The 13,418-nt window shown below is 65.6% G+C and carries 9 protein-coding genes; 7 read left to right on the top strand and 2 right to left on the bottom strand.

From position 1 onward, the window contains the following. Positions 1 to 71: 71 nt before the first annotated feature. The 6 genes from AB4Y63_RS09970 to AB4Y63_RS09945 all read left to right on the top strand — a co-directional run bounded on the left by AB4Y63_RS09970 (position 72) and on the right by AB4Y63_RS09945 (position 7,300). Positions 72 to 1,424, top strand: coding sequence for an extracellular solute-binding protein (locus AB4Y63_RS09970; RefSeq protein ID WP_441790899.1), 1,353 nt, complete (start codon positions 72 to 74; stop codon positions 1,422 to 1,424). Positions 1,425 to 1,556: 132 nt separating this feature from the next. Then, a complete protein-coding gene (locus AB4Y63_RS09965; protein WP_441790898.1) occupies positions 1,557 to 2,501 on the top strand; it encodes a carbohydrate ABC transporter permease in 945 nt (314 codons plus the stop codon). Then, positions 2,498 to 3,457 (top strand): carbohydrate ABC transporter permease, encoded by a 960-nt coding sequence (locus AB4Y63_RS09960; protein ID WP_441790897.1) that lies wholly within the window; start codon positions 2,498 to 2,500, stop codon positions 3,455 to 3,457. Before AB4Y63_RS09965 ends, AB4Y63_RS09960 begins: the two co-directional genes overlap by 4 nt. Continuing rightward, the gene (locus tag AB4Y63_RS09955) at positions 3,454 to 4,986 is read left to right on the top strand and encodes a glycoside hydrolase family 3 protein (protein WP_441790896.1); all 1,533 of its coding nucleotides are present in this window, start codon (positions 3,454 to 3,456) and stop codon (positions 4,984 to 4,986) included. Before AB4Y63_RS09960 ends, AB4Y63_RS09955 begins: the two co-directional genes overlap by 4 nt. A gap of 75 nt (positions 4,987 to 5,061) precedes the next feature. Further along, on the top strand, positions 5,062 to 5,847 hold the full coding sequence (locus AB4Y63_RS09950; RefSeq protein ID WP_441790895.1) for a glucosamine-6-phosphate deaminase: 786 nt from the start codon (positions 5,062 to 5,064) through the stop codon (positions 5,845 to 5,847). Positions 5,848 to 6,004: 157 nt separating this feature from the next. Then, entirely contained in the window at positions 6,005 to 7,300 is a 1,296-nt protein-coding gene (locus AB4Y63_RS09945) for an MFS transporter (protein ID WP_441790894.1), read from the top strand. A gap of 619 nt (positions 7,301 to 7,919) precedes the next feature. Here the strand turns inward: AB4Y63_RS09945 and AB4Y63_RS09940 are convergent. Continuing rightward, positions 7,920 to 10,736: an FAD-binding and (Fe-S)-binding domain-containing protein gene (locus AB4Y63_RS09940; protein ID WP_441790893.1), complete on the bottom strand. Its 2,817-nt coding sequence runs from the start codon at positions 10,734 to 10,736 to the stop codon at positions 7,920 to 7,922. Continuing rightward, positions 10,737 to 11,636 carry a MurR/RpiR family transcriptional regulator gene (locus AB4Y63_RS09935; protein ID WP_441790892.1) on the bottom strand — a complete coding sequence of 300 codons (900 nt, stop codon included), beginning with the start codon at positions 11,634 to 11,636 and terminating at the stop codon, positions 10,737 to 10,739. It lies immediately after the preceding gene. 218 nt (positions 11,637 to 11,854) lie between these two features. Between AB4Y63_RS09935 and AB4Y63_RS09930 the strand changes: the two genes are divergently transcribed. After that, a complete protein-coding gene (locus AB4Y63_RS09930) occupies positions 11,855 to 13,408 on the top strand; it encodes an ABC transporter substrate-binding protein (protein ID WP_441790891.1) in 1,554 nt (517 codons plus the stop codon). Positions 13,409 to 13,418 lie beyond the last annotated feature (10 nt).

Raw genomic sequence — 13,418 nt, 5'->3', positions numbered from 1 at the left:
GCACAGCGTTCACCCCAGCACTAAGCGATGTGGCACCCGCGCACATCGGCAATCCAAGAAAGGAACTTCTCATGAAGAGAAAGCTCGCATCTCTCGCCGCCCTGGCGACTGTATCCGCTCTCGTACTTGCAGGCTGCTCCTCCAACGCCGGAGCCGGCGATGGCGCCAGCACCGACGGCGCGGGAAAGACCATCACCCTGTGGCTCGCCGGCGGGGACACCCCCGACGAACTGCGCGACTACTTGAAGACCGAGTTCAACAAGGAAACCGGCGCCACGCTGAACATCCAGCAGCAGGACTGGGGAGACCTCGTCACCAAGCTGACGACGTCGCTTCCCGACGCCAACAACACGCCGGATGTGACGGAGATGGGCAACACCCAGTCGCCGACCTTCACCAACGTCGGTGCCTTCCTCGACATCTCAGACATGTATGACGAGCTCGGTGGCGACAAGCTGCTGCAGTCGTTCGTCGACGCCGGCAAGGTCGGCGACAAGAACTACACGCTGCCGTACTACTTCGGCTCCCGCGCCGTGTTCACCCGTTCGGATGTCTGGGCAGCGGCCGGAGTCGCTCAGCCCACCACGCTCGATGAGTTCAACGCCGGTGTCGCAGCGGTCACCGCAGCCAACCCACTGAACATCCCGGGCTTCTCCGGCTTCTACCTGGGCGGCCAGGACTGGCGCAACGGCATCTCCTGGATCTTCGCCAACGGTGGCGAGCTCGCCACGGTGAAGGACGGCACCTGGACCTCGACGCTCGCGTCGGAGAACACCCAGAAGGGCCTCGCCCAGCTGCAGGAGCTGTACAAGACCGCATCCAACGCGCCGAACGACGCGAAGGACAGCAACCAGTACATCTACCTCAACGACAGCGATGAGATCAAGGATGCCGACGGCAACGTCACGTCGAGCACCTCGCTCTCCGCGGCAACGATCATGGCGCCGACCTGGGCCCACTGGTCGATCGGAACCCTCGGCACCGACGCTGACGGCAAGGCGACCCGCACCTGGGACGACACCAAGAACGCCATCTTCGCCCTGCCGGGCAACGACGGCAAGCCGGCCCCGGTCTTCGCCGGCGGCTCGAACATCGGTATCTCGGCCACGAGCAAGAACCCCGAACTGRCCAAGACCCTCATGAAGATCATCTTCTCCGAGGACTACCAGAACATGCTCGGCAAGAACGGCCTCGGCCCGGCAAACAGCGACTACACCGCCTCACTCGGCGATGACCAGTTCGCGAAGGCACTTATCGAGTCCGCCTCGAACTCGAAGCTGACCCCGGCCGCTCCCGGCTGGGCCACGGTTGAGGGCTCGCTCGTGATGGAGGAGTTCTTCAGCAAGATCAAGGACTCGACCGACCTCAAGGCACTCGCCACCGAGTACGACGAGAAGCTCACGCCCATGCTGAACGGCAAGTAACAAGCACACTGCATCAACCATCTCGGTGGTTGAGGAGGCCGCCCGCGGCCGTCAGGGGCTCGGATCTCGACAGGCTCGATCACCGAGCACCTTCCTCAACCACCGATGTTGCCCACTGAAAGGAGGCTCAGCGTGACAACGCAGAACCTCGTGTTGGACCGGGCCGACCCGCCCCGCGCCGACAAACGCAGAAAGCGGCAGATCGCCCCGTACCTGCTGATCGTCCCCGCCGTCGGCATCCTGATTCTGGCGCTGGGTTACCCGCTGGTCTGGCAGTTCGTGACGTCGATGCAGAAGTTCGGGCTTGCCCAGCAGTTCGGTCAACCGCCGGAGTTCGTCTGGTTCGCCAACTACGTCACGCTCTTCACCGACCCGTACATGTGGACAGTCGTCGCGCGATCGATCGCCTTCTGCCTGATCACCGCCGGGGTCACCATGGTCGTCGGCACGCTGATGGCCCTGCTGATGAACGCCGTGAACACCGGCGTTCGCATCACGATCCAGATCTCGATGCTGCTCGCTTGGGCGATGCCCGTCGTCGCGGCGATGACGGTCTGGAACTGGCTCATCGACTGGCGTCGGGGCGTACTCAACAACGTGCTCGTGTCGATGGGATTCGAGCAATTCCGAAACCACAACTGGCTGGCCGACCCGCTCTCCTTCTTCTTCATCGCGATGATCATCGTGGTCTGGATGAGCGTGCCGTTCGTCGCCTTCTCAATTTTCGCCGGACTCACCCAGGTCTCGACCGAGGTGCTCGAGGCCGCCCAGATGGACGGCGCGACGCCCTCCCAGCGGCTCTGGTACATCATCGTGCCGATCATCAAGCCCGTGCTCGCCATCATCATGTTGCTGCAGATCATTTGGGATCTGCGGGTGTTCACCCAGATCCGGCTGCTGCAGGATGCCGGCTCCATCGCTTCAGAGACCAACCTGCTCGGCACCTACATCTACCAGCTCGGCGTCGGATCGAGCGACTTCGCGATGGCCAGCGCCGTGTCGATCTTCGTGCTCATTCTGACCGTCGCACTCAGCTGGTTCTACGTGCGCAGCATGCTCAAGGAGGACGAGTCATGACCTCGACAGTGAACCCGACGCCCACCATTCCCGGTTCGCCCGGCGCCGTCGCCGGGCGTCCGACGGTGACCGATCTGACAACTTCGACCACCCGCACCGGCACGACCCGCAGCGGCAGTCGCCGGTTCAAGCCCGGCAAGGTCGCGCTCGGCGTCATCGGCGTCGTCGTCTCCGTGATCTGGGTCTTCCCGGTCTACTGGATGCTCAATTCGTCGCTGCTTCCGAACGTCGTGTTGCAGAAGACCACGCCCAGCTGGCTGCCGTTCGGCGGCTCGTTCGACAACTTCATCGCCGTGTTCGAAGGCGGAACCTTCCTCCCGGCACTCGGGATGTCGACCGCGATCGCGTTCATCACCGTGACGTTCTGTCTGCTTTTCGCGTTCTTCGGCGCGTTGGCGATCAGCCGGTTCCGGTTCCGCGGACGCAAAACGTTCGTGCTGGCGGTGCTGCTGATCCAGATGCTGCCCGCCGAAGGCCTCTTCATCGCCCAGTACAAGATGATGGGCAGCCTCAACCTGCTCAACTCGATCGTCGGCGTGAGCATCATCTACATCGCCGCGGTGGTGCCGTTCACGATCTGGATGCTGCGCGGCTTCGTTGCCGGCGTGCCGGCCGACCTCGAAGAGGCGGCCATGATCGACGGCCTCAGTCGCACCCAGGCGTTCATGCGCATCACGTTCCCGCTGCTCGCACCGGGGCTGATCGCATCCGGCGTCTACGCCTTCTTGCAGGCCTGGAACGAGTTCACCGTCGCCCTCGTGCTGCTTCAAAACAACTCAGACCAGACGCTTCCGCTCTGGTTGCGCGGATTCATTCAAGCCAGCGCCAGTCGGGCCACCGACTGGGGCCAGGTGATGGCCGCTTCGACAATGGTCGCCGTTCCGGTGATTATCTTCTTCCTCTTCGTTCAGGGGCGTATGACCAGCGGGCTGGTCAGTGGGGCGGTCAAGGGATGAGCCTGACTCAGCATGTAACCAACGACAGCATCGACACCGATCTGCTTCGCCGCAGCGTCAGCACGACCCTGATGCCCGGGTTCGTGGGCACCACGCTCCCCGAATGGCTGGAACGCCGGCTGCAGAACGGGCTCGGCGCGGTCTGCATCTTCGGCCAGAACATCGTGTCGCGCGAGCAGCTGATTCGGCTGACCACTGCGATTCTCACGGCGAACCCGCTCGCCGTCATCGCGATCGATGAGGAGGGCGGCGACGTCACCCGGCTCTACTACGGCTCGGGTTCGCCCTACCCGGGCAACGCCATTCTCGGTCGCCTGGGCGACGTGAGCTACACCGAAGAGGTGGGCCGCCTGGTCGGCTGGGAGCTGCGCAAGGCGGGTTGTACGCTCACCTTCGCGCCGGATGTCGACATCAACTCGAACTCGGACAATCCGGTGATCGGGGTGCGCAGCTTCGGCACCGACCCGAGCGCCGTCGGTGCGCACTCCGCCGCCTGGGTGCGCGGCCTGCAGGCGACCGGTGTGGCGGCGAGCCCGAAGCATTTTCCGGGGCATGGCGACACTGCGCTCGACTCCCATCTGGCCATGCCGATCGTTGACGTGTCGCTGGAGACGTTGCGGGAGCGTGAACTCGTTCCGTTCCGTGCGGCGATCGCCGCGGGGGCGAAGACCATCATGACCTCGCACATCCTGTTGCCGCAGGTGGACCCGGCCTACCCGACCACGCTGTCCAGCATCATTCTCGGCGAGGTGCTGCGCGCCGAGCTCGGCTTCGAAGGAGTCATCGTCAGCGATGCCCTCGACATGACCGGGGCCAGCGGAATCCTGGGGATTCCGGGCGCCGCCGCCGCCGCTTTGGCGGCCGGCTGCGATCTGCTCTGCATCGGCACCGAGAACACCGACGAGCAGATGGATGAGATCGAGGCCGCGGTGCTTGCCGCGGTGGAAGCCGGCGTGCTCTCGCGTTCGCGCGTGATCGATGCGGCGGACCGGGTGATTCGTCTGGCCGAGGAAACCCGGGCCGACTTCGAGCGTATTCCGATTACGGAATACGCCTGGGCGATGGAGGAGCCGAGCTTCGACACGAAGCGCATCGCCTCCTCGTTCGACCTGAACGATCGGGCGACGAAGTGGGTCGCGTCGGCGCCGGAGACGTTCTCGGTGCTGCGCCTCGAGACGGTGACGAACATCGCCGTCGGTCAAGCGCCGTGGGGTCCGTTCGCCGAGCTCGAAGCGAGTCCTGACTCTGAACTCGCGGACGCCTGGAGAGCCCGACCGGTCGTCTCCCGCACGGCGGAAGACACGCACGAGATCGTGCTCGCCGCCCATGCCCCGGTGCTGGTGATCGGAAAAGACAACCACCGGCATCCGTTCGTGCGTGAGCTGATCGACGCACTGCGGGCCGAGCGGCGTGAAGTTCTCGTCGTCGACATGGGGTGGCCGTCCGACGACCTCGCGTACGCCGACATCGCGACATTCGGTGCGTCGCGGCTCGCCGGACGAGCGCTGCTGGAGCTGCTGACTCCCTGACTTTCTGATCGAACCTGATCGTTTGAGATAGAATTCAATCAGTGGTGATCGGTGCCGCTGGAGTGGGAGCATGCAGTGGCTGAAGTTGTAATCGTTGAGAATGAGGCCGCCGCCGGCGTACTCATCGCGCAGTCGATCCGTGGCTTGATCGAATCCCGGCCCGACGCCGTGCTCGGTTTGGCTACCGGTTCGACGCCGATTCCGGTCTATCAGGCGCTCGCCGCCTCGTTCGCGGCGAGCCCGCTCGATGTCAGCCGGGTGCGGGGTTTTGCCCTCGACGAGTACGTCGGCCTGCCAGTCGGACACCCGGAGAGCTACCGCCAGGTCATCACCCGCGAGGTCGTCGAGCCGCTCGGGCTGACCGCCGCGAACATCCATGTGCCCGATGGCAGCCTCGCGACCATCGAGCACGCCGGGGCTGACTATGAGCAGGCGATTCTCGATGCCGGCGGGGTCGACGTTCAGATTCTCGGCATCGGTCGCACCGGACACCTCGGTTTCAACGAGCCGGGCTCCTCGTTCGGCTCGTTGACTCGCGTGAAGACATTGACCGAGAAGACACGCGTCGACAATGCGCGGTTCTTCGACACTCCCGATCAGGTTCCGATGCACTGCATCACGCAGGGGCTCGGCACGATTCTGCGTGCGCGGCACCTGGTGCTGCTCGCGTTCGGGGCAGGCAAGGCCGACGCGATCGCCGCGGCCGTCGAGGGATCGATGACGGCCAGCCAGCCCGGCTCGGCCATTCAGCTGCACCCGCATGTGACGGTGGTCGTGGATGCGGCAGCAGCGAGCAAGCTCGTCAACCGCGACTACTACCAGCACGCCTGGGCACACAAGCCGGCCTGGCAGGGGATCTAGCCCGGCGCATCCGTCGGCCTGGCGCTCTCTCGTCGAGAGTCGCCCGAATTGCCGCGCCGAGTTTGCGCGTTCCGGTCGAGACTTCCTGTTCTGCCGGGCAAACTCGACCGCACGTGGCAAGCTCGGCGACGCCGTGCCCAGCGCGTACCCTGGAGGGATGAAGTTCTCCCGGCCGTTCGGCACTGACACCCGCCGAGCCGCCGCGAAACCTCGACTCTCCCGTGACGTCTATGTCTTGGGCGTCATCTCCTTCTTCGTGATGGTGGGCTTTGGCGTCGTCATCCCGGTACTGCCGGTCTACGTGCGCAGCTTCAATGTGGGCAACCTCGAAGTCGGCGCCGTCGTGTCGGCCTTCGCGCTGATGCGCCTGGTTGCGAGTCCGTTCTGCGGGCGGCTGATCGACTGGATGGGCGAACGCCTGGTCCTGGCGACCGGCATCGGCATCGTGGCCGTGTCGAGCGGTCTGGTCGGCATCGCCGCGAACTACCCGCAGTTGTTGCTGCTGCGTGGAGTCGGCGGAATCGGATCGGCCATGTTCACCGTGTCGGCGATGACGCTTCTGCTCGGCTCCACCTCGCCGGCGTTGCGGGCCAGGGCCATCGGCTTCTACCAGGGCGGCTTTTTGCTCGGCGGCATGGCCGGGCCGGCAATCGGCGGTCTGCTCGCCGCGATATCGCTCACCGCGCCCTTCTTCTTCTATGCGGCGACCCTCGCGATCGCCGGGGTCGTCGGCCTCATCCTGCTGCGTCCGCGCACTGCTCAGGATGCCGCGGGTGCGGCGGCCGAGGCTGCCGCTGCGATCCCGTTCCGCACGGTGCTCACCGACAAGCGCTACCGGGCCGCCTGCCTCGCGAACTTCGCGCAGGGCTGGACCTCATTCGGGGTGCGCGGCGCGCTGATCCCGGTGTTGATCGTCGAGGTGCTGAACGGCCCGAGCGCCTGGACCGGGATCGCCTTCGCCGTGGCCGCCGTCGCTCAGACGATCGCGTTGGCTCCCGCCGCGCGATTCATCGACACCGTGGGGCGCAAGCCCGCCATCATCGGCTCCTTCGCTGCGGCGGCGGTCATCATCTTCGCCGTGCCGTTCGCCCCGAACATCTGGGTGTTGACGGTGTTGCTCTGCCTGTACGGGGTGGCCTCCGCATTTATGGGGACCGCGCCGGCCGCGGCCGTCGGCGACGCGGCGGGTTCCCGCGGCGGGCGTCCGGTCGCCGTTTTCTCCATGTTCGGGGATGTCGGAGCGATCATCGGCCCGTTGGCCGCCGGACTTCTCGCCGACACGCTCTCCTACCCCGCAGCGTTCGGGGTCGGCGCGGTGTTGTTCGTCGTCGCATCCGTCTACGCGGTGCGGATGCCGGGTGGGGTACCGGCGATCGACACAGCCTCGACTCCCGCCGTGACTCCTGCCGTGCCGACCCCGCCGACAGCGCGCCCGACCGCCGCTACGGACTGATGAGCCATAGGTTCCGTCTCGGTCACCGAAGCTGTGGTGGCTAACTCCGGCAATCGCCGGATGTCCGACGGCACAGCCCCGAAATCACGCGGGCGTCCGCTCGCAGGAACTCGGATTACCGGAGTTAGCAACCGGACGCAGGCCGTGCTGACGCTGAAGCCCGCGACGTCAGTCGCCGCCTACTAACACCCAAACAGCGGTTGCTAACTCCGGGAATCGGCAAATGTCCGACGCGCCTCCCGCGGAATCATGCGGGTTGTTGCTGCCGCGCGCAGGGATTCCCGGAGTTAGCAACCAACACCGGCTCGAAGCTGGGCTCACCGCGGGCGGCATCGACCACATCCGGTGAGTTAGCAACCAACACCGGCTCGAAGCTGGGCTCACCGCGGGCGGCGTCGACCACATCCGGGGGAGAGGGGAACTCAGGAAAACTGCGGATGCCGACGGTGCCGCCCGCAATCACGCGAGTGCTCGCAGCCGGCCGCCCGGATTTCCTGAATTAGCCACCACGACGGACGCAAGCCTGCCGAGCGCAAATTGCACGCAAATTGCAAGAATTAGCCACCGGTTTGGGCTCGGGTCGGCAATATAGCGAACGAGGCTCGGCTACAAGGCACGGTCAGCTGGACAGCGGCCGGGTCGCCTCCTCGACGAGCTCCAGCAGGTGCCGGTACTCCTGCCCGGTTGCCCGACTCATCCCGAGCTCACAGGTGCGATTCGCCGACGCATACGAGGCGTAGCTGCGCTCGGCGACCTCGGCGGCCTCGCGTGCAGTCGCCGAGGCGGTGAGCTCCGGATGCAGCAGCCCGCGGTCGCCGGCGAAGGCGCAGCAACTCCAGTCCACCGGTACGTGCACGTCGGGGCTGATCCGCTCGGCCAGGGCGGTCATCATCGCGTTGATGCCGAGTTGCGTCGACGAACAGCTGTGGTGCAGCGCGATTGATGCCACCGGCGTCGTGACCGGAACCTGCTCGATCACGTTCTCATGGATGAACTCGACCGCATCGACGAAGCGCAACGCCGCATAGTCGCCGCCGGCGGCGATGGCGTTCTTCTGCATCGTCTCCAAACCTTCGGTGCAGGATGCCGCGTCGCAGACGATCGGCAACTCGCCACCGCGACTGGCGGCCAGCAGCGCCGGCAGCACGGTGTCGGTCATCCGGTCGTAGCCGCGCGTATTGCCCTTCGACTTCCACGGGGTGCCGCAGCAGAGCGAATCGAGGCCCTCGGGAATCGCGACGCTCACTCCCGCCCGCGTGCAGAGTTCGAGGAAGGCATCGGTCACGCCGATCCCGTCGGCGGCCGGACCGAACATCGTGCCGATGCAGGCGGCGAAGTAGACCGCGGTCGGCGCGGCGGTCGGTGCGCCGGCCGAGAGGTCTTGGCGGCGCGACCCGCCACGCGGCAGATTCTTGTCGTAGAGCGGCACCGTGTCGGCGCCGAGCAGCGCCCGGCCGACCCGGGTGGCCGCGGTGACGATCGGCGCCGGCACCCGGTCGGCCACACTCAGGGCGACACCGCCGAGCGCGGTGACGGCGCCCCAGTTCTTGGCGGCACCGAGCCAGGCCGACTGCTCGAGCGCGCTGGTGTTCTCGGCGCGCAGCCGGCGCACGAGATCGCCGGTGTTGATGTTCACCGGGCAGGCGACCTGGCACATTCCGTCGACGGCGCAGGTCTCGACGCCGTCATAGGCGTAGTCGCGGCGGAGTTCGGCGAGAAGCGCGGTGTCACCGGCGGCCTCCGCCGACTTCATCTCCCGGCGAATCACAATGCGCTGCCGGGGCGTCATCGTCAGGTCTTTCGACGGGCAGGCCGGTTCGCAGTAGCCGCACTCGACACAGCGATCCACCTCGGCCTCCACCGTCGGGGCAAGCTTGAGGTTCGCGAGGTACGACTGCGGATCGTCGGAGAGGATCACCCCGGGGTTCAGCAAGCCGGTCGGGTCGAACAGCGCCTTGAGTTCCAGCATCACCTCGTACAGTTCGTCGCCGTACTGGCGCCGCACGAACGGCGCCATGATGCGCCCGGTGCCGTGCTCGGCCTTCAGTGAGCCGCCATTGCCGAGAACGAGGTCGACCATCTCCTCGGTGAACCGTTCGTAGCGTGTGAGCGACGCCGGGTCGTCGAAATGCTCGTTGAGCATGAAGTGGATGTTGCCGTCTTTGGCATGCCCGAAGATCACGCTTTCTTCGTAGTCGTACTCGTCGAAGAGGCTGATCAGGCTTTCGCAGGTGCCGAGGAGCGCCGGAACCGGAACCACGATGTCTTCGAGCAGCGCCGTCGTGCCCGAGGGGCGGGCGCCGGCGACCGTCGTGTAGAGGCCCTTCCGAATGTGCCAGAGATTCGCCCGCTCGCGTGCGTTCCCGGTCAGCGAAAGGGGAGCGACCAGGTCGAGTGCGGCGAGAGCGGATGCGCCGGCATCGCGCTGTGCGGCCAGCTGCTCTGGACTTTCGGCCAGGAATTCGAGCAGCAAGGCCGTGTGACCGTCGACAGCGAGTGCCTGCAATTCCGGCGTGCTGTCTGGCTGGGTCTGGGCGACCCGCAGCGAGGTCGCATCCATCAGCTCGATCGTGCCGAGCCCGGCGGCGACGAGCGACGGAAGCGCCGAGGTGGCCGCGCTCAGCGTGGGGAAAAGGGCCAGGCCGGTGAGCGACTGGGGGAGCGCGGGAACCGTGCGGAAGGTGACCTCGGCGACGAAGCCGAGGGTGCCCTCGCTGCCGATCATCAGATGGGCGAGGATGTCGACCGGCCGCTCATGGTCGAGAAACGAGTTGACCCCGTAGCCCATGGTGTTCTTCATCGAGAACTGCGCTTCGATCAGCGCGACGGATGCCGCGTTGCCGCGCACCCGGTCGCGCAGCCGGGCAAGTCCCCGGTAGAGGGCGGGTTCGAGTTGGCGCAGACGCTCATCGGCGTCGGCCGCGCCGGTGTCGACGATGGTGCCGCTCGGCAGCACGACGACCATCGATTCGACCGTCTGATAGCTGTTCTGCGCCGTGCCGCAGGCCATGCCGCTGGAGTTATTGGCGACGACCCCGCCGATCGTGCAGGCAATCTCGCTCGCCGGGTCCGGCCCGAGCTTGCGGCCAAATCGGGTCAGCCGGGCGTTGACCTGGCGCACGGTCACACCGGGTTGAACGCGCACGCGGGCGCCGGCATCCAGCACCTCGATGCTGCGGAAGTTGGCGCGCGTGTCGACGAGGATGCCGTCGGTCACGCCCTGCCCGCTCAGGCTGGTTCCGCCGGAGCGGAAGGTGAGCGGGATGCCGCGGCGTTGGCTTTCCCGATAGAGCTCGGCCACCTCAGCGGCGGTGGACGGGGTGGCCACGCTGGTCGGGACCAGCAAGTAGTGCGAGGCGTCGTGGGCGTACTTCAGCCGATCAATCGAGCGGGTGCTCGCGTTCGGCGGGGTGCTCAGTGCCGAAGCGGCGCTCATTCAAGATCCTTTCAGGCTGCGGCTATGCACTGCCTCATATGTGGTGCGAACTGCCGTCATCGATTCGTCGAACGAGGCCTGGGCCACCGCGGTGAACAGGCAATCGACGACCATGAGCTGGGCGATTCTGCTGCCGAGCGCCCCGGAACGGAACCGGGTCTCCCGCGCTGCAGTGGTCAACACGATGTCGGCCGCGTTGGCCAGGGGGGATTCCCCGAAGTTGGTGATGGCGATCGTGGCGGCGCCCGCGGCCCGCGCAAGCTTTAGGAACTCCACGGTGTCGATCGTCGAGCCGGTGTGCGACACGGCGATGGCGACACAGGATGCGTCGAGGGTTGCCGCCGAGGTCCAGGCCGAGTGGGTGTCCGGCCAGTTGAGGGCGGTGCGACCGATTCGGGTCAGTTTCTGCTGCAGGTCGAGGCCCACAAACGAACTCGCGCCGACACCGAAGCTGTCGATGCGCCGGGCGGATTGCAGAAGGTCGACGGCGCGGCCGAGCGCCACCGTGTCGAGCACCTTGGCCGTGTCGGCAATCGACAGGGTTTCGTTCAGTGCCACCTTCGCGACGATGTCATCGAGAGAGTCCTCCCGATTGATGTCACCGGACACCGACGAGAAGTTGGTGTTCTCCATGTTCTCGCGCGTCGTCTCCCGGGTGAGATCGATGCGCAGGTCTTTGTAGTGCTCGTAGCCGATGCGCTTGTAGAACCGCACGACCGAGGTCGTCGAGGTGCCGCAGCGGGCGGCGAGCTCCGCGATCGACAGGTTGGCGGCATCCGTCGGGTTGGCGAGAAAAAGTTCGGCGATCAGCCGTTCGGTCGGGCGCAGCGCCGGCATGGCCGCCCGCATGCGCACCAAAACGGTCCGGGAATCCGGTCGTTCCAGGATGTCGTCAGTCACGTTCTTGTCCCCTTCGAGCAGCGAAAGAGGTGATCCGTGGCAACACTGCCGCCGGACTTTCGCTGCATAGGGATAACAATACGAGAAAAGAAAGTACACATGTTGTAAAGATGGTGTACTTTTATTCCAACCTGGATCACAGACGCTTTCAGTGTAACCGCGAGCCCCACTCGTGGCCCATGCAATGGAGCATCACAAACACACCTGAGGAGTAACCCTTGTCACACGGTTCTCGTTTTTCTCGTGGGGCAGTCTCGGCACTTGGTATCGCCGCGATCGTCTCACTCGCAGTATCGGGCTGTTCGAGCCCCGCAACACCAGCACCGGCTGAATCGGCCAAGGCCGGCGGTTCGTTGGTCGTCGGAGTCACGTCAGACCCTGACACCCTCTTCCCCTGGAAGGCCACGCAGTTCCAGGCGGTCAACGTTCTGCAGAACGTGTACGGCACCCTGACCGAGTTCGACGCAGACCTGAATGTCGTTCCCGGCCTCGCCGAGTCGTGGGAAGCATCCGAGGACGGCCTGACCGTCACTCTCAAGCTGCGTGAAGGCGTCACCTTCGCCGACGGCAGCACGTTCGGCTCCGAAGACGTCGTCAGCTCACTGACCAAGATCAAGGACGAAGCGACCGCTGCCGTCTCCCGCAGCGCCCTCGCGTCCGTTGCCACAATCGAGGCCAGCGACGAGAACACCGTCGTGCTGACCTTGTCGGCCGCGGATGCCGCGCTGCCCGCCAGCCTCGCCGTGATCAACATGGCGATGCTCTCCTCCGACGACACCGAAGAGGCGTTGAACACGACGCCGAACGGTACCGGCGCCTACTCGTTCGACAGCCGCGTGGCGAACCAGTCGATCACGCTCAAGAAGAACACCGCGTACTGGGGCGACGAGCCGACGCTCGACAACGTTGAGTTCCGCGTCATTCCCGACGAGTCCTCGATCGTGTCGGCCATGCAGTCCGGCAACGTTCAGATGGCGGTCTTCGACGACCCGCTGGTCGCCCAGACCGCTGAGAGCGGAACGATTGCCGTCGCCAAGACCCCGCAGCTGAGCTACCACGCGCTGCAGCTGAACGCGACGCGCGGCGATCTCGCCGACGTCAACGTGCGCCTCGCCGTCTCCTGTGCGATCGACCGCCAGGAAGTTCTCGACACCGCGGCACTCGGCGAAGGCGAAGTCATCGGCCCGATCACGTCGCCGGCCTACAAGTCAGACCCCGAATCGCGTCCGTGCCCGGAGCGCGACCTCAAGAAGGCTGCCTCCTACCTGGCCAAGGCGGGCAAGGCCGACGGCGTCACCATCAAGACGATCGTGTCGCAGGGCGAATACGCCACCTCGGTGAACGAAGCCCAGAACCTCAAGGCACAGCTGGCCGAGGCGAAGATCACCCTCGACGTCGAGACCCTGGAATCCGGCGCCTACGTCGACCGCTGGATCGCCGGCGACTTCGACGCCGCTGTCGCCCTGAACGGCGGACGTCCGGACCCCGACGGCATGTACGGCCGCTACTTCACCAGCACCGGAAACCTGAACAAGGTCGCCGGTTACAGCTCGCCCGAGCTCGACGCACTGTTCGCCGAAGGCCGTGCAACTAGCGACCCGAAGGACCGTGCCGCGATCTACACCAAGGTCTCGAACGAGCTTGAGGACAACGCTGCCTGGGTGTGGCTCTTCACCAGCTACAGCTACACCGCGACCGACTCGAAGGTCAAGGGCTTCGTTCCCATGGCCAACGGTTCGCTCCAGTACCTGCGCACCACAACCGTTAACTAACGATTGCCGG

The sequence above is a fragment of the Leifsonia sp. YAF41 genome (genome assembly GCF_052113185.1).
Taxonomy (GTDB): domain Bacteria; phylum Actinomycetota; class Actinomycetes; order Actinomycetales; family Microbacteriaceae; genus Cryobacterium.
This window is presented reverse-complemented; position numbering and strand designations above follow the sequence as displayed.

Coding starts and splice junctions, on each gene's coding strand:
- AB4Y63_RS09960 (WP_441790897.1), top strand. CDS start 2,498: ATGACCTCGACAGTGAACCCGACGCCCACCATTCCCGGTTCGCCCGGC.
- AB4Y63_RS09955 (WP_441790896.1), top strand. CDS start 3,454: ATGAGCCTGACTCAGCATGTAACCAACGACAGCATCGACACCGATCTG.
- AB4Y63_RS09945 (WP_441790894.1), top strand. CDS start 6,005: ATGAAGTTCTCCCGGCCGTTCGGCACTGACACCCGCCGAGCCGCCGCG.
- AB4Y63_RS09940 (WP_441790893.1), bottom strand. CDS start 10,736: ATGAGCGCCGCTTCGGCACTGAGCACCCCGCCGAACGCGAGCACCCGC.